We start from the raw sequence: 15,138 nt of genomic DNA, 5'->3' as shown, positions 1-15,138 counted from the left end.
TATGATCAAATGGAATAAGCTCACTTCGCCTGAGCAAATTGAAAGCGTTATCGAAGAGTCAAATTCCCACCCGGTATTGATTTTCAAGCACAGCACCAGTTGTTCTATAAGTGCAGCGTCGCTGGACAGGATTGAACGCAAATGGGACGAAAGTGAGATGAAGGACTGGAAACCCTACTACCTCGACTTGCTGGCGAATAGATCGACGTCGCACGCTGTGGCAAATGAGTTGGGTATTGAGCACCAGTCTCCACAGGCTATAGTACTCTTCCAGGGCAAGCCAGTTTACGAAGCTTCGCATTTCAGTATTTCGTATGATGCGATCAAGTCGGCGACCAAAGATGTTGTGCTTTAAAGGCTTCAGAGGAATTTTGTTTTCCTTATCGACAGCCTGGCAGTCGCTGCTTAGAGTATTTGCTTACTAAGCGATAGGGGTAACAGGTGTTTATTTGTTATTGAAGTCCGAATCAATTTATTGTTGTCATGCCGTTACTCGGAGACAGTCAACCATTTTGATTCAAACTTAGTCTTGTTGATTATCGATTAAGCTAAAAATGGCTAATTTGGTCTAAAATATCTGGTTCCCTTATGAAACGTCTAAATACAGGACTTTCTATCTTTTGCTTTATTCTTCTGACATCGTCAGTGGCCAAGTCACAGGACAACGGTAACTATGAATATTCAAGAGAATATATATGGGGCATCAATAAAAACACAAACAGCGGACTCATCGGTGGCATCGTTCTGAAGTACTCTCAGGCCATGGATGAAAAGACCTTCCGAACTTTTGGAATGGAGCTGATCAACGTGAAGCACCCAAAAGAGTATAGGTATATTTCCCAATACGGCAATCCATTTGTCTGGGCTAAGAAAAACTACCTTTATGCTGTTCGCTTGCAGTATGGCAAGGACTATTTGATGTTTCGAAAAGCACCTCAGCAGGGCGTTCAGATCAATGCTAGCTGGGCCGCTGGCCCTACCTTGGGCATTGTTGCTCCTTACTACGTAAAATACGCCACCGGGCCCAGTACTTTTACAGTCGAGCAATTTGATCCAGCTCGGCATAGTTTTGGCGGTATTTTAGGAACCGGAAGACTTTTTCAGGGCCTTGGTCAGTCGAAAATACAGCCTGGTTTAAATGCCAAAGCAGCAATCAACTTCGAATTTGGCACTTTCAAGAGTAATGTCACTGGTTTTGAAATAGGTGTGCTGGCAGAAGCTTTCACAAAAGAGATTATTATCATACCGGCTGCCACAAACACTGCATTTTTCACTTCAGCCTTTTTCACACTCTATTACGGCGCCCGCCGGTAACCTTTCCATTTTCCATTTGTTTGTGAACCATGGAGGGTATTATTTTGTAATAATTCAATTGGAAGAAGAAAGCTAACAATGATAGAGTTACCAGTAATTTCTCAGGATGCCACACAGAGGGTGAAAAAGCCCAACTGGCTAAGAGTAAAGCTGCCAGTGGGAAAGGAATACGCCAAGGTTCGCCAGCTTGTCGACACACACAAACTGCATACGATTTGTGAGAGTGGCAACTGTCCAAATATGGGGGAATGCTGGGGAGCAGGTACCGCCACCTTCATGATCCTGGGTAATGTTTGCACACGTAGTTGCACTTTTTGTGCCGTGGCCACTGGCAGGCCGCCTGAATATGATGAAGACGAGCCCAGGAGAGTGGCCGAAGCCATTAAGTTGATGGGAGTGAAGCATGCTGTGATTACTTCAGTTAACCGTGACGAACTTAAAGATAAAGGCGCTGAGGTGTGGTACCAAACCGTAGTGCAAACCAAACTAGCCAGCCCCGAAACAACTATAGAAACGCTTATTCCCGACGTGAAGGCCAATTGGGATGCCCTTTATAGGATGGTGGAAGGCGGGCAGGAGGTGGTTTCCCATAACATGGAAACTGTGGAAAGCCTTTACCGCAGGGTACGCCCACAGGCTAAATACGAAAGAAGCCTGGAGCAGACCAGAAGAACCAAGGAGCTGGGAAAACGCACAAAGTCGGGTATTATGCTTGGCTTAGGAGAAACACAGGATCAGGTGTTCAAAGCCATCGATGACCTGGTGGCCAACGGGCTCGATATTCTGACGCTGGGTCAGTACCTCCAGCCGACCAAAATGCATATTGAGGTGGCTGAGTTTATCCACCCGGAAACCTTTGACATGTACAGAGAAGAGGGTTTGAAGAGGGGCTTGAAGTATGTGGAATCCGGCCCACTGGTCAGGTCAAGCTACCACGCCGAGAGGCATGTGAACGTGCCGATTTGACAAGAAGAAGCTTCAGAAAAAATGAAGGCATGGATTCCACAATCCATGCCTTCATTTTTTTAACTGATCCGTGAACTTATATAACAGATACAGATAGAGAAGCGTAGGTATTGGTAGCACAAGAGCCAGCACATAGATAATTGCCTTCTTCCCCTCGTATTTTCTCTTGTTGACCCAAATGACAATTCCAGCACCGGCTATCAGGTTAACGATGAGCAGCAGCTGGTATTCATTCATTTTTTCGGGAAGTCCACCTGAATGATCTCCTTTACATTCCTCTTGATATTCATTGAGATACGTTCCACGGGTAGGTCATTAATATCCTTTCCAAACGGATCTTCAATTTCCTCAGCGATGAGCTCAATACTCACTAAAATGTAGAAGATTAACCCAACGAGTACCACTGTCCAATAACCAAATTCAACAACGAAAGCCAATGGGAGGGTCATTGTGTAGATAAAGAGAAACTTCTTGATATACATGCTGTAGGAGTAGGGAATAGGGGTCGTTTTGATCCTTTCGCAGGCTCCCATGATGTCAGCAAAATTTTTAATTTCTTTGTCAAAAATAATGAGCTGTTCACCAGTGATTTCGCCCTTTTTAAAGATGGCGTTTATCCTTTGGAAAAGCATGGCGTTGATTTTGTTCGGTTTGTGGTCGCATGCCTTTACTTTCTGTTCATCATATTCGTTTTCAAACTCCAACTCTTCCATTTTCGTGCCGTGCCTGAGGTGCTCTTTCATGGCATATACAAAATTTGGAATCATGTGCTCAAAGTAAGAGCGGTCATCTCTGGATTTCTCAGGCAGATAGGCGTTGACCTTCATGGAAAGGCTCCGGGTATCATTCACGAGCTGTCCCCACAATTTTCGGCCTTCCCACCAGCGGTCGTAGGCTGTGTTGGTTCTCAGTACCAGGAAAAGACCGAGCACTACTCCTAATAGTGAGTGAAATACAATAGCTCCTTCGAAAAAAGTATGAATTTCAAATATATCAACGAGTACATAAGTCAAGAATGTGGAATACACCATCATAAATGCCAGCAGCGGGAAAAGCGATTTGATAACATATCGGCTGTAGACATCAAAAATTAGGGAAACCCAGGATTTGGGGTTGTACTCAATCATAGGATCAGAATTTAGGGTAGGTTTTGCTAAAAACAGCTCAAAAGATAGGTAACGAATAATAAACTCCCTAGCTCAAATGGCATCATTTTAAAGCCCTTGTGAAAAAAGCTTTCTAACTTACTGAGAATTCAGTCGCTATGAAAATTCTTTCTCCTCAACAAATCCGTGAAGCTGACGCCTATACTATAGAAAATGAGCCTATAGCCTCTATTGACCTAATGGAAAGGGCTAGTAATGCCTTTGTTGAAGAATTTGAGGAGCACTTTTTTAGTGACCACGTCGTATGGGTTTTTTGTGGAACAGGTAACAACGGAGGAGATGGTCTTGCCGTAGCTCGCCTGCTGAAAGATCTAAAATATGAGGTAAAGGTGTGGCTGGCGGGATCGGCAGAAAAAGGAACTGAAGACTTCAGGGTCAACCTTAACCGCCTTACAGGCGCTGTCAGCGTGGCCAAAGCGTCGGAGATATACGCTGCGGATATCCCAGACAAGCTGGTTATAGTTGATGCCTTGTTTGGCTCAGGTCTGAACAGGCCGGTTGATGGGGACTATGCGAAACTAATAGACTTTTTGAATGGCATTGAAGTCAGAAAAGTGGCCATTGACATCCCCTCGGGACTTTTTTGCGATCAACCCCAGAATGGCGCAATAGCGTTCCATTCGGATATTACAATCACATTTCAGGCACCTAAACTAGCCTTTCTTTTGCCTGAGAACTACCTGTATGTGGGTGAATGGAAATCTGTTGACATTGGCCTTTCAGCCCAGTTTATGATGGAATTGGAGTGTTCCTACTATTACCAACAGGTGGGGGATGAGGATCTGAGACTGCCCAACCGAGCCAGGTTTGCTCACAAAGGTGATGCAGGACGTACGCTGCTGATTGCCGGAAGCAAGGGTAAAGTAGGTGCTGCTATTCTTTCCTCAAAGGCTTGCATGCGGGCTGGTGCGGGTCTGCTAACGGTCCATGCGCCGGGCTGTGCCGTAACGCCCATGCACACCGCTGTGCCAGAGGCCATGGTCAGCGAGGATGCCAATAATGACCATATTGCCCGAATGCCGAACGATTTGTCAAACTTTGATTGTGTCGCTATAGGGCCAGGTCTTGGCACGCATAATGTGACCGTTAAGGCCTTTGAAAGCGTTCTGAAGATTGTTTCAAAACCTATGGTCATTGACGCCGACGGACTCAATATTTTGAGCCAAAATCCACAGCTTTTCAAGCAAGTTCCAGCCAATAGCATATTAACACCCCACCCCGGGGAGTTCAGGCGACTGGTAGGCGACTGGAGCAACGACTACGAAAGGTTGAACAAACAAATTGAGTTTTCAAAAAAACACCAGTTGATTGTGGTTCTAAAAGGAGCGTACAGCAGCATCAGCACTCCAGGCGGAGAGGCCTATTTTAACAGCACAGGAAACCCGGGCATGGCTACTGCGGGGAGCGGCGATGTACTTACTGGCATTGCGGGTGGACTACTATCCCAGGGATTTTCTCCGACGAAAAGTGCTCGTTTAGCGGTCTTACTCCACGGGATTTCAGGCGACTTGGCCGTTCAATCAAGGGGAGAATATGGTTTAATCGCCTCTGACATTATTGATTTTCTTCCAGCGGCGTTTACAAAATTGTAATATTCGAGCCGAATTTTGAGTCTGGTCTAATTTCACCGTTCATTTCACCTCCATTTTTGAGGAAACCGCATATAACGAAAAAGGCATTCAAAAATTTCAATTAGGCATTAGAACATTACTATTTTTTTTTCGTACTTTGTTACATAGCCATTTTGGCTCCAGATATGTAGATTATGCGCTTCATTAAATTTGTCATCGGATTGCTACTTGCCACCCTTCTCGGGGTGAATGGGTATGCACAATCTACGGAAGACAAGGAGCAAGTGACTGCTGAAAGTGCCTTCAGACAGACTCCCACACTGGAGTTGAAAAATCAAATTGAAGTATATCCTAACCCGGCCGTCGAGTTTATTGTGGTGGAGATAAAAGATTCGAACTTGAAGAAAGTGGAATTTGAGATGCACAGCATCATTGGGAACACTATTAGGATAGAACCTGAAGAAGTGGCGAAGGACACCTACAAGATTCCTGTGAAAACTTTCAATTCCGGGTATTACTTCCTGATCATCAAGGATGACTATACCAGGTACAAAAAGGCAATCAAGTTTCTTAAGAACTAACTATACAACCTTACTGTGAAATAAAAGAGGCAGCTCCAACTCGTTGGGGCTGCCTCTTTTGTGTGTACGGGATTAAAACTCTGCGTTCCCCGGCGTTCTTGGGAAGGGTATCACATCTCTGATGTTGCTCATGCCTGTAACAAACAGCATCAGCCTTTCGAACCCAAGGCCAAAGCCACTATGGGGCACGGTTCCAAACCTTCTGGTGTCCAGAAACCACCACATGCTTTCTGCATCCATATCAAGCTCCTTCATTCTGTTGGTGAGCTTGTCATAATTTTCCTCTCTTTGAGAGCCTCCCACAATTTCGCCGATGCCAGGAAACAGAATGTCCATGGCTGCGACAGTTTTTCCATCGTCGTTTTGCTTCATGTAGAACGACTTGATCTCTTTTGGGTAGTCGATCAAAATCACTGGCTTTTTGAAGTGTTTCTCAACCAGGTAGCGTTCATGCTCCGACTGTAAATCTGCTCCCCAGGCGTCAATCAGGTATTGGAACTTCTTTTTCTTGTTGTAGTTGCTATTTCTAAGGATATCGATGGCTTCCGTATAAGTGAGGCGCACAAACTCATTGTCAGCCACAAAGCGCAACCTTTCTAAAAGGCTGAGTTCGCTTCTTTCTTCCTGCTTTTTAGTGCTCTCTTCATCTTTGGCTCGCTGCTCAAGAAAGGCAAGGTCTTCCTGGCAGTTTTCGAGCGCATAAGTAACGAGATATTTGAGCATCTCCTCAGCCAGATCCATGTTGTCTTCCAGGTCATAAAATGCCATTTCAGGCTCTATCATCCAGAATTCCGCCAGGTGACGGGTGGTGTTGGAGTTTTCAGCCCTGAAAGTGGGCCCAAAAGTATAAATCTCGGAAAGAGCCAATGCGGTCAGCTCACCTTCGAGCTGCCCCGATACAGTGAGGTTTGCCTCTCTTTCAAAAAAGTCTTCTTTATAGTCCACCTTCCCGTCTTCCGTTTTTGGCAGCTTCTCGAGGTCAAGCGTGGTCACCCTAAACATTTCGCCCGCTCCTTCGGCATCGGAGGCGGTAATAATTGGGGTGTGAATATTGAAAAAGCCTTTTTCGTGGAAGAACTTATGCACGGCAAAAATCATGGAGTGCCTCACCCGCAGGATGGCGCTGAAAGTATTGGTGCGGGGCCGGAGGTGGGCAATTTCACGCAGAAACTCCAGGGAATGCTTTTTTGGCTGCAAAGGAAACTTCTCAGGGTCAGCCACACCGAGCACGTCGATCGTTTCAGCCTGCAGTTCGTACTTTTGTCCGGAACCTTGTGAAGCCACAAGCGAACCAGTAACAGACAAGGAGGCTCCTGTAGTTATTTTCTTGATAGTCGCCTCATCGAATCTGGAGGGATCGCCGACAATTTGAAGGTTATTGATAGTTGAGCCGTCGTTGAGGTTGATAAAGACAACATTCTTGTTTTCACGCTTTGTCCTTACCCAGCCTTTCACTGTCACTACAACATTCGCTTCAGCTAACTGAAGAATGTCCTTAATTTTAGTCCTTTTTTTCTGGCTCACCTTATTTCTCGTTAATTAAAAAAGTACTCGGTTCTCTTTTTTCGCAAGGTAGCAGTATTTTTACCAAACCTATTTGTTCATCTCGATTGAGAACTCTAAAATTGCCGCAAAAAAACTATATTGAGGACTTTTATCAAAGGTGAAAGGCATTAAAAATCAACCGGATGCAGCCTTTCCTCTGTTTCTACATTGTCGACTCAACCTATAGATTCGAATTGCGTAATGAAGTTGGCAGGAAGAATGGCCAAATACCTTATATTTCTTATTTTACAGCACTAAAAGGCTAAACTAATCGAAGTATGCAAAAGCTGGGCTTAACCCAATCTCTGAGTCAAAAGCTGTCGCCGCAGCAGATTCAGTTCATTAAGCTCCTGCAAGTACCGACGGCGGAACTGGAGACCAGGATCGAAGAGGAATTGGAGATCAATCCTGCCTTGGAGGAAGGTAAGGAGGAGGAGCCCAAAGAGGCAGATGATTTTGATGATATAGACAATTCGGCAAGCGACGAACTGAACATTGATGAGTACCTGCCAGATGATGACTACGCCGGGTATAAGATGCAAGGGGATGGCCCTGGAGGAGATGAAGAGGAGCGTGAAGTGCCATTTAGTGAAAGCTCCACGCTTTCAGAGCAGCTAATTTCTCAACTCGGGTTTCTCAAGCTGGACGAGCGTCAGTACGCCATTGGGCGGCAGCTGATAGGCAGTATTGAGGCGGATGGATATATTAGGAGAGACCTGGATGCCATAGTGAACGATATGGCCTTCTCTCAAAACATTGAATGTGAAGCCGACGAAGTGGAAGAAATTCTTCACCTTATCCAGGAATTTGATCCTGCTGGCATAGGAGCCCGCTCTTTGCAGGAGTGTCTGCAGTTGCAAATCGACCGGAAAATAGAAACTGGAGGGGAAGTAGCGCAGCTGGCACATCATGTAGTCACCGACTGTTTTGATGAGTTTACTAAAAAGCACTACGACAAAATTTCAAAGAAACTTGAACTTGAAGATGATGAACTGCTGAAGGAGGCGATCAAGCTCATTACCCACCTCAATCCAAAACCCGGTGGCGTAGGGTCTGGCCTTGTTAAAACGCAGTACCTTATTCCAGACTTTATGCTCTTTAACAATCATGGAAACCTGGAACTCTCTTTGAATTCCAGAAATGCTCCTGAGTTGAAGGTAAGCCGGGACTATTCGGAAATGCTTCAGGCCTACGATAAGAGCAACAAGAAGGACAAGAAACTCAAGGAGACCGTCACTTTTGTGAAGCAAAAGCTTGATTCGGCCAAGTGGTTCATCGACGCCATCAAGCAACGCCAGCAGACGTTGCTCAATACAATGAACTCAATCATTAAGTATCAGTACGACTTTTTCCTTGAAGGAGATGAGAGCAAGCTGCGGCCGATGATTTTGAAGGATATTGCAGAAGAGATAGGAATGGATATTTCCACGGTGTCGAGAGTGGCCAACTCCAAAACTATTCAAACGGAATTCGGGATATATCCATTGAAATATTTCTTTTCGGAGGGGATTTCTACTGACTCCGGCGACGATGTAAGTAGCAGAGAGGTGAAGCATTTCCTGAAAGAAATGATTGACGCCGAAGAAAAGCGCAAGCCGCTTTCGGACGATAAACTTGAAAAATTGCTTAAAAAGAAGGGGTATCAAATCGCCAGGCGAACTGTAGCCAAATACCGGGAACAACTAAATATTCCTGTGGCCAGATTAAGGAAGGAGCTCTAGTGCTAAGGTTTTTTATGCAGGCATTATCGGTGGTCTTTCACCCGCTTCTTCTGCCGACGATCATGTTTTTTGTTATTTTTCGGTACGTGCCACAGGCTTTCAGGCCACTGGCCGACGAAAATGTACCCTATATTCTGCTGGCGCTTTCCACTACCACTCTGATTATTCCAGTGCTGAGTCTTTTGGCCCTTCGCCTCACCTCTACCATAAGGAGCCTTCAAATGCACGACAAAAATGACAGGCTGGTTCCTTTTGTTTTTATCGCCACTTTTTATGGTGTAACCACCTATATGTTTTATAGTAAGCTTACCCTAAATCCTGTGTTGGTGCTACTAATGCTCACCACCACTTTGCTGATTGTGCTGCTTACAGGAATCACGTTCTTTTGGAAAATAAGTATTCATAGTGCCGGCATCGGAGGTGTAGTGGGCTTTATTTTGGCCCTGGTTCATATTTTTCCGGGAAGCGAGTTGCTTATGCCTTTTGTGGCAGCCATCGTTGTGCTGGGGTGGGTAATGACAGCCCGTTTGGTGTTACAAGCCCATAGTTTTTTGCAAGTGGCAGCTGGCGCTGTTCTCGGAGGAGGATTTTGTTACCTGATGATGATGGTATTTTCCTAACCTTAGAAGCCGTTAAACGAAATGCCAATTGTATTGGCAGTGACGTTGATTCCGTTTGGGCCTTTGCCACTTTGGAAAACGTCGCTCAATCCCATTTTGTAGTAGACAGAGAATCCGCCAATGCCCAGCCTGGCATGTACACTGTATCTTATTTTGTTAAGATTCCAGTCTTCTCTCTGCTTGGTCATTTTCTTGCCTCCATCGTCCTCGTATTTGAACTTGGTATGTGCCTCGAACAAATAACCTATGGAGCCACCGACGCCAACAAACACACTGCGTTCTTTGTTTTCCAAGTTTGGGACAAACCGCAGCTCCAATGGAACGTCTATGTAGTTAGTGATTAACTTACTCCTCAATACTTTTACATCGGCAATGGAATCAAGCACAAGGTTGGTTTCACCTCCCGTTGTTTCGTAGTCGAAGCCGACAGCTTTCTTAAAGCTATATCTATCAAAGCCAAAGCCGATGCCTGGCACGAAGGAAAGCTTCAAGCTGGGGATATCGAAGTGATAGGTATAATATAAATCCAACGGACGTGATTCAAATACTTTCGTTTTCATTCCTTCCGGAGCATCCACAAAATAGCTTGAGCCTAAATTGATCAGCAGCTTGCCAGGCAGGTCGGGCCTTGGCCCATGTACTTGTTGCGTTTCTTTGTTGTCGTTAGGCTCCGTGCCGGCATTGCCAGACGCAGTAAAAGTGAATGTTAATACCGATAGAGCTAATAAAATGAATCGCTGCATGAATAGAAACGTTGCTTTTTTGAATAATAGAGCGCAAAGATAACTTAAAATTACTAACTAAGAATGTCAAAGTCTTTTTTAATGAATCAAGATATATTAACTTTGCACCCCGTAATTAATGATGAGGTGTAAGTTCAGTGCCTGATCAGTAATTCAACCGGAAAGCCTTGCCTCTCGTTTAACATGACAAGAAAGCTGGTGGGATGGTTGGGGAATAGCCGAAAATAAATAACTGGACCTGTAGCTTAACTGGATAGAGCATTTGACTACGGATCAGAAGGTTGGGGGTTCGACTCCCTCCAGGTTCACGAATCGGCTTTAGGAAAGCTTCTCAGCAATGGGAAGCTTTCCTTTTTTTGTGCTGTTCCGGTCAAAGACTTGCTTCGCTATAACCGAAATTAACTGCCTCTGTCCCTTTGAACCCGCAATTTTCTACCACAAAAAGTGACCCCGCCAGTGGCTGCTCTTCGAGCTGTTCGTTAGTGAGCCCCACTCTGGCCGATGTGATATAGAGGTCTCGTAGGTCATCCCCTCCGAAAGTGCAGGAAGTAATGCGGGCAGCTGGCATAGGTATACTAAGCAGCTTTTGGCCTGTTGCCGGATTCCAGCGGGCAACTTGCCAGCCGTCCCAGTGGCCGATCCATAGCATGCCTTCGCTATCGATGGTCATGCCGTCGGGCGAGCCTTCTTCCTCTGGAATGGAAATAGCTACTCGCTGATTGGATATACCACCGGTTGCCTGGTTGTAATCATAAGCGACCACCTTTCGGGTGGGTGAATCAATATAGTACATTGTTTTTTGGTCGGAAGTCCACGCCAGGCCGTTGGAGATGCTGACACCGGGTATTTTTAACGTGCATGTGCCATCAGTGTCGAGCATGTAAAGATTACCGGCTCCTTCCGCTTCCGATAGTGCCATGGTGCCCGCCCAGAAGCGACCCGCCGGATCACATTTTCCTTCATTGAAGCGGTTGCCTGGCAGGTGACTTTCCGGATCAACCAGCGGCTTTACAGCTCCATTGTTCCGTTCAACTATGGCCAGTCCGCTTTTCATGGCGGCGATGAAGTCACCATTTTTACACAAAGCCATAGCGCCGATCATATCATTGACCGGTACCTGGCGATGGTTGTTTTTAGCGGGGCTAAACTCGTGGATGATCCCATTCAGGATATCGAGCCAATAGATTTCCCGTCGTTGGCTGTCCCACACAGGGCCTTCGCCCAGTAGGCAGCGGTTGGAAGTGACTACTTTGTAGGGTTGTGCCAGGGGTTTGGTCATGGTATCAGGGTTTCAACAATTTAGCCAGACTCTGCCAGAATGGGATCGTTTTGGTCAGCCATCTGCTCTTAAATATGTAAGAGTTAATTGGATTGTGCAATAGCGAACTTTTGAAATTACGCTGTCCATTTCAATTACATACCACGCAACAAGAACATCGGGTCGGCAGGTGCCTTGATCCTGATAAATAGGATTCTTTTTCCTATTTTTCGCAAAATATCCGTTCCCTTCTACTCGTTGAAGTGTCAATGGCAATAAAATATCAAATAACCTCCGTTTTTATATTGCTGCTTGTGGCCAGTGGGCCTCTCCAGGCGCAGGAGGAAGAATTTTCGTTTGAGCCCAAATATGATTCCCCCCTTACCATCGACCTGGATGCGCTTGACGAGGAGAATGAGAAAATTGACGTCAAGAAGAAAAAGCCGAAGAGGAACGTGTACTATGGAGTGAAGACGAAGAAGGGTTTCACCAGAACGGGCTTTGGAGAGAATACGGTACTGGAATTGTTTAGCTACCTGAAAGTGTATCAGGAGCCGGATGAATATGTGAGAGATATTTATTGGTACAATTTCAAAAGAAAGAAAATTGTAGCCAGCAGAAATATCGACAAGGAGTATGCCGGAATTTTGCACGGCCCCTACCGCAAAGTATTGGGGGATCAGGTGCTGGAAGAAGGGTTTTTCTACAAGGGTACGAAACACGGTCGATGGGTAGAACTCAATAAATCCGACATTCTCCTCAACAAGGAAAAGTACTACAAGGGTTGGCCAAGGGAGTCAAAAATTGCTTATTGGGACGTTGAACGAACCAAAATGAAGGAAGTAATTCCGATTGAGTATGGGGAGAAGGAAGGCTACTACTATGCTTTTCATGCCAACGGACAGATAGCCGTAATGGGCGAGTATAAGTTTGACCACAAAGTTGGCGTTTGGCGGGAGTATTACCCTATCAGGAACAGGAGAAAGCGTGAGGTCGAGTATTCAAAAGATCCTTTCGACGAAAGCTTTAGTCCAGTCATTCTGAGGGAATGGAATGACAAAGGAGAGTTGATATATGACAGGGAGCGCTTAATGGTGCAGCTAAAGTAAATCATTTAGTGAAAGGCATCTTCAAAGTGGGTTATTTCGGCACTGCGCTGCAAGTCGACGGAAATAATATCGAACCTAATGTTGCCCTCCCAGTTAACTTCTTCCATATACGCCTGGGCTGTTTCTATTAGTTTGTCAGCTTTTTTTTGAGTTACAGCTTCCTCCGGATAGCCAAATTTTCCATTGGATCGGGTTTTCACTTCAACAAATATCAGGGTGGCCGCAAGTTTTGCGATTATGTCAATTTCACCCCGACCAGCCCTGTAGTTTTTTGCAATTATTTCATAACCTGCTTTTCGCAAATGATCTGTGGCAATTATTTCTCCTTTTTTCCCTACGCTTTGGTTATGTGACTTGGCAGGCATTTATATATTTGCGGATTAGATTCGATAAACGTGATACAACTAAAATTATATCCTTTAAAGTTTAAAACCATCTTCAAAGACAAAATTTGGGGTGGACAGAAAATTAAGACCATACTTGGCAAAGACTTTGGCAAGTTGCCCAATTGCGGAGAAACCTGGGAAATCTCAGGCGTTGAGGGCAATATCTCCGAGGTGGCAGAGGGACATTTGGAGGGCATGAACCTCAAGGAGCTGATCCAGAAGTTTGAGGCTGCGCTGGTTGGTGAAAAAATCTATGAGAAGTTTGGCGACGAATTCCCTTTGCTGGTGAAGTTTATCGATGCCAATGATGATCTCAGCATACAGGTGCACCCAAATGATGAACTGGCCAAGGCTCGTCACAATGGACATGGTAAGACGGAGATGTGGTATATTTTCCAGGCCGACCATGGTGCGGAGCTCATCACGGGGTTTAACCGCAAAATGTCTAAGGAGAAATTCCTGGACTACTTCGAAAGAGGACGAATAATGGACGTATTGAACCATGAGAAAGTATTCAACGACGACGTGTTTTATTTGCCAGCTGGCCGGGTGCACACCATTGGCAAGGGGTTGTTGCTGGCCGAGATTCAGCAAACATCTGACACTACCTACCGCATTTACGACTTTGACAGAGTAGACGACAAAGGCAACAAGAGGGAGTTGCATGTGGATGAGTCGCTGGATGCGATTGACTACACCTACCATGAGCATTACAAGACAATGTATCAGAACAAGTTGAATGAGCCGGTGAAGCTTGTGAAGAGCCCATATTTCATCACAAATAAGCTTGAGTGCACCAAAGATATTGAGCGTGACTATCACTACCTGGATTCGTTCATTATTTACGTATGCATGAGCGGTGAGCTAAACATAGCTTATGACGGCGGAAGCATAGAGGTGAAAATGGGAGATTGTGTACTGCTACCTGCTGAGTTGAAGAAAGTAACGCTTGAAACTACTTCGGGATTCAAAATGTTGGAGTCCTATATCAGCTAAAAATGCAGGCTACAGCTGCCATCAAAAACACTAGTACTCAAGTTATCTCTCTTGGTTTGATTGACTACCAGGAAGCGTGGGACTACCAGGAGAAGCTATTTGCAGAGACTGTGACGCTGAAGATTAAAAACAGGGATGCGCCTGTTGAACTTCAGAAGCCCACTTCCAACTATCTTTTGTTCTGCCAACACCCACACGTGTTTACGCTGGGGAAAAGCGGGAAAGAGGAAAATCTGCTGGTAAGTGATGATGAGCTCAAGCAGATACACGCTACTTATTACAAGATCAACAGAGGCGGCGACATTACGTATCATGGACCGGGCCAGCTGGTGGTGTATCCAATAATCGACCTTGATAATTTCTTTACCGACATCCACAAATACCTTCGACTACTGGAGGAGGCTGTAATAATGACCTTAGCCGAATACGGGGTGAAGGCCGGAAGAATTGCCGGGCTTACGGGCGTATGGCTTGACTTTGAGGAACAGAAGGACCCACGAAAGATCTGTGCCCTTGGAGTGAAGTCAAGCAGGTGGGTCACCATGCATGGGCTGGCGTTCAATGTGAATACCAATCTCGATTATTTCAAGCACATCGTGCCATGTGGGATAGATGATAAAGCGGTGACTTCCCTACAGCAAGAGCTTGGGATTGAAGTGAGTATGGAAGAGGTACAACAGAGGCTTTTGAAGAACATTGCTTCTCTATTTGAAATGAACCTCGTCACTGCATGAAAAAAGACATTCCCTTTTTACCTGTAAAAGATGTTACCCTGGCTGTGGTTAAAAAGCCGACAGTTGACGAAGAAGCAGAATGGGTGGTGTACCTCATTAACAGAAATGATCGGCCTTTGGAAAATGTGATGGTTACCTCCAAGGGGTATGGCGAACTAGATGGCGAGAAGCAAAAGACTTCTACACTTCGGCACATGTTCCCACTAGTTGACGGAGGAGGAGCGACGCAGGTGGAGTCCATCCATCCCCAGGTTTTTGGCCTTAACAATGAATACTGGGTCAGTTTTTTTATTGGCAACCAGGTGTATGACAAGAAATATATTTTTGTCCCTGATACCATTTTAGAAGATAATTTGAGCTATATCGAAGAGATAGGGCTTGAAGGTGTCTTGCATCCGTAAATATTTTTCTATTTTAATAGAAAAAAT

General features: G+C 45.3%; 17 protein-coding genes and 1 tRNA gene. 12 read left to right on the top strand and 6 right to left on the bottom strand.

Annotation, left to right across the window (positions count from 1 at the left end):
- The first annotated feature begins 1 nt into the window (after position 1).
- The 3 genes from ytxJ (at position 2) to lipA (ending at position 2,280) form a co-directional block, all read left to right on the top strand.
- Entirely contained in the window at positions 2-355 is a 354-nt protein-coding gene (gene ytxJ / locus RIG68_RS03440; protein WP_350118576.1) for a bacillithiol system redox-active protein YtxJ, read from the top strand.
- A gap of 233 nt (positions 356-588) precedes the next feature.
- Complete coding sequence (locus RIG68_RS03435; protein ID WP_350088546.1) at positions 589-1,314, top strand: hypothetical protein; 726 nt, start codon at positions 589-591, stop codon at positions 1,312-1,314.
- Positions 1,315-1,392: 78 nt separating this feature from the next.
- Positions 1,393-2,280, top strand: coding sequence for a lipoyl synthase (gene lipA, locus RIG68_RS03430; protein WP_151997612.1), 888 nt, complete (start codon positions 1,393-1,395; stop codon positions 2,278-2,280).
- Between the two features lie 51 nt (positions 2,281-2,331).
- On the opposite strand, the gene RIG68_RS03425 is transcribed toward lipA, so the two are convergent.
- Entirely contained in the window at positions 2,332-2,517 is a 186-nt protein-coding gene (locus tag RIG68_RS03425) for a hypothetical protein (RefSeq protein ID WP_151997611.1), read from the bottom strand.
- Positions 2,514-3,407 carry a bestrophin family protein gene (locus RIG68_RS03420; protein WP_151997610.1) on the bottom strand — a complete coding sequence of 298 codons (894 nt, stop codon included), beginning with the start codon at positions 3,405-3,407 and terminating at the stop codon, positions 2,514-2,516. Before RIG68_RS03420 ends, RIG68_RS03425 begins: the two co-directional genes overlap by 4 nt.
- 137 nt (positions 3,408-3,544) lie before the next feature.
- Here RIG68_RS03420 and RIG68_RS03415 point away from each other — a divergent pair, with 137 nt between their 5' ends.
- Positions 3,545-5,038: an NAD(P)H-hydrate dehydratase gene (locus RIG68_RS03415; protein WP_350118572.1), complete on the top strand. Its 1,494-nt coding sequence runs from the start codon at positions 3,545-3,547 to the stop codon at positions 5,036-5,038.
- 173 nt (positions 5,039-5,211) lie between these two features.
- A complete protein-coding gene (locus tag RIG68_RS03410) occupies positions 5,212-5,598 on the top strand; it encodes a T9SS type A sorting domain-containing protein (protein WP_350118569.1) in 387 nt (128 codons plus the stop codon).
- A gap of 72 nt (positions 5,599-5,670) precedes the next feature.
- Here the strand turns inward: RIG68_RS03410 and asnS are convergent, their stop codons facing one another.
- On the bottom strand, positions 5,671-7,122 hold the full coding sequence (gene asnS, locus RIG68_RS03405) for an asparagine--tRNA ligase (protein WP_350118566.1): 1,452 nt from the start codon (positions 7,120-7,122) through the stop codon (positions 5,671-5,673).
- A 299-nt stretch (positions 7,123-7,421) separates the two neighbouring features.
- On the opposite strand from asnS, the gene rpoN reads away from it, so the two are divergent.
- Both rpoN and RIG68_RS03395 read left to right on the top strand, forming a co-directional pair.
- The gene (rpoN, locus tag RIG68_RS03400) at positions 7,422-8,864 is read left to right on the top strand and encodes an RNA polymerase factor sigma-54 (protein ID WP_151997606.1); all 1,443 of its coding nucleotides are present in this window, start codon (positions 7,422-7,424) and stop codon (positions 8,862-8,864) included.
- A gap of 14 nt (positions 8,865-8,878) precedes the next feature.
- A complete protein-coding gene (locus RIG68_RS03395) occupies positions 8,879-9,484 on the top strand; it encodes a PA-phosphatase (RefSeq protein ID WP_350118563.1) in 606 nt (201 codons plus the stop codon).
- A gap of 2 nt (positions 9,485-9,486) precedes the next feature.
- On the opposite strand, the gene RIG68_RS03390 is transcribed toward RIG68_RS03395, so the two are convergent.
- On the bottom strand, positions 9,487-10,227 hold the full coding sequence (locus RIG68_RS03390; protein WP_350118560.1) for an outer membrane beta-barrel protein: 741 nt from the start codon (positions 10,225-10,227) through the stop codon (positions 9,487-9,489).
- 234 nt (positions 10,228-10,461) lie between these two features.
- Between RIG68_RS03390 and RIG68_RS03385 the strand changes: the two genes are divergently transcribed.
- Positions 10,462-10,535: transfer RNA gene (locus RIG68_RS03385), tRNA-Arg, on the top strand.
- Positions 10,536-10,597: 62 nt separating this feature from the next.
- Here the strand turns inward: RIG68_RS03385 and RIG68_RS03380 are convergent.
- Positions 10,598-11,506 (bottom strand): SMP-30/gluconolactonase/LRE family protein, encoded by a 909-nt coding sequence (locus tag RIG68_RS03380; RefSeq protein WP_350118557.1) that lies wholly within the window; start codon positions 11,504-11,506, stop codon positions 10,598-10,600.
- A gap of 248 nt (positions 11,507-11,754) precedes the next feature.
- On the opposite strand from RIG68_RS03380, the gene RIG68_RS03375 reads away from it, so the two are divergent.
- A complete protein-coding gene (locus RIG68_RS03375) occupies positions 11,755-12,594 on the top strand; it encodes a toxin-antitoxin system YwqK family antitoxin (RefSeq protein ID WP_350118554.1) in 840 nt (279 codons plus the stop codon).
- A 5-nt stretch (positions 12,595-12,599) separates the two neighbouring features.
- Here the strand turns inward: RIG68_RS03375 and RIG68_RS03370 are convergent, their stop codons facing one another.
- Positions 12,600-12,959 (bottom strand): YraN family protein, encoded by a 360-nt coding sequence (locus RIG68_RS03370; protein ID WP_151997602.1) that lies wholly within the window; start codon positions 12,957-12,959, stop codon positions 12,600-12,602.
- Positions 12,960-12,992: 33 nt separating this feature from the next.
- Between RIG68_RS03370 and RIG68_RS03365 the strand changes: the two genes are divergently transcribed.
- Genes RIG68_RS03365 through RIG68_RS03355 form a run of 3 tightly spaced genes read left to right on the top strand, consistent with a single transcriptional unit; the run spans position 12,993 to position 15,111 of the window.
- Complete coding sequence (locus RIG68_RS03365; protein WP_151997795.1) at positions 12,993-13,976, top strand: type I phosphomannose isomerase catalytic subunit; 984 nt, start codon at positions 12,993-12,995, stop codon at positions 13,974-13,976.
- 2 nt (positions 13,977-13,978) lie between these two features.
- Positions 13,979-14,710, top strand: a complete 732-nt coding sequence (gene lipB, locus RIG68_RS03360; protein WP_350118551.1) for a lipoyl(octanoyl) transferase LipB — start codon at positions 13,979-13,981, stop codon at positions 14,708-14,710.
- Positions 14,707-15,111 carry a hypothetical protein gene (locus RIG68_RS03355; RefSeq protein ID WP_350118548.1) on the top strand — a complete coding sequence of 135 codons (405 nt, stop codon included), beginning with the start codon at positions 14,707-14,709 and terminating at the stop codon, positions 15,109-15,111. Before lipB ends, RIG68_RS03355 begins: the two co-directional genes overlap by 4 nt.
- Positions 15,112-15,138 lie beyond the last annotated feature (27 nt).

It is taken from the genome of Imperialibacter sp. (genome assembly GCF_040222385.1).
GTDB lineage: Bacteria > Bacteroidota > Bacteroidia > Cytophagales > Cyclobacteriaceae > Imperialibacter.
The sequence above is the reverse complement of the archived record's forward strand: the minus strand, read 5'-3'. Positions and strand labels throughout refer to the sequence as shown.

Bases quoted from the DNA above. Each gene is read 5' to 3' on its own strand.
- ytxJ (WP_350118576.1), top strand. From the start codon at position 2: ATGATCAAATGGAATAAGCTCACTTCGCCTGAGCAAATTGAAAGCGTT.
- RIG68_RS03435 (WP_350088546.1), top strand. From the start codon at position 589: ATGAAACGTCTAAATACAGGACTTTCTATCTTTTGCTTTATTCTTCTG.
- lipA (WP_151997612.1), top strand. From the start codon at position 1,393: ATGATAGAGTTACCAGTAATTTCTCAGGATGCCACACAGAGGGTGAAA.
- RIG68_RS03425 (WP_151997611.1), bottom strand. From the start codon at position 2,517: ATGAATGAATACCAGCTGCTGCTCATCGTTAACCTGATAGCCGGTGCT.
- RIG68_RS03420 (WP_151997610.1), bottom strand. From the start codon at position 3,407: ATGATTGAGTACAACCCCAAATCCTGGGTTTCCCTAATTTTTGATGTC.
- RIG68_RS03415 (WP_350118572.1), top strand. From the start codon at position 3,545: ATGAAAATTCTTTCTCCTCAACAAATCCGTGAAGCTGACGCCTATACT.
- RIG68_RS03410 (WP_350118569.1), top strand. From the start codon at position 5,212: ATGCGCTTCATTAAATTTGTCATCGGATTGCTACTTGCCACCCTTCTC.
- rpoN (WP_151997606.1), top strand. From the start codon at position 7,422: ATGCAAAAGCTGGGCTTAACCCAATCTCTGAGTCAAAAGCTGTCGCCG.
- RIG68_RS03395 (WP_350118563.1), top strand. From the start codon at position 8,879: ATGCAGGCATTATCGGTGGTCTTTCACCCGCTTCTTCTGCCGACGATC.
- RIG68_RS03390 (WP_350118560.1), bottom strand. From the start codon at position 10,227: ATGCAGCGATTCATTTTATTAGCTCTATCGGTATTAACATTCACTTTT.
- RIG68_RS03380 (WP_350118557.1), bottom strand. From the start codon at position 11,506: ATGACCAAACCCCTGGCACAACCCTACAAAGTAGTCACTTCCAACCGC.
- RIG68_RS03375 (WP_350118554.1), top strand. From the start codon at position 11,755: ATGGCAATAAAATATCAAATAACCTCCGTTTTTATATTGCTGCTTGTG.
- RIG68_RS03370 (WP_151997602.1), bottom strand. From the start codon at position 12,959: ATGCCTGCCAAGTCACATAACCAAAGCGTAGGGAAAAAAGGAGAAATA.
- lipB (WP_350118551.1), top strand. From the start codon at position 13,979: ATGCAGGCTACAGCTGCCATCAAAAACACTAGTACTCAAGTTATCTCT.
- RIG68_RS03355 (WP_350118548.1), top strand. From the start codon at position 14,707: ATGAAAAAAGACATTCCCTTTTTACCTGTAAAAGATGTTACCCTGGCT.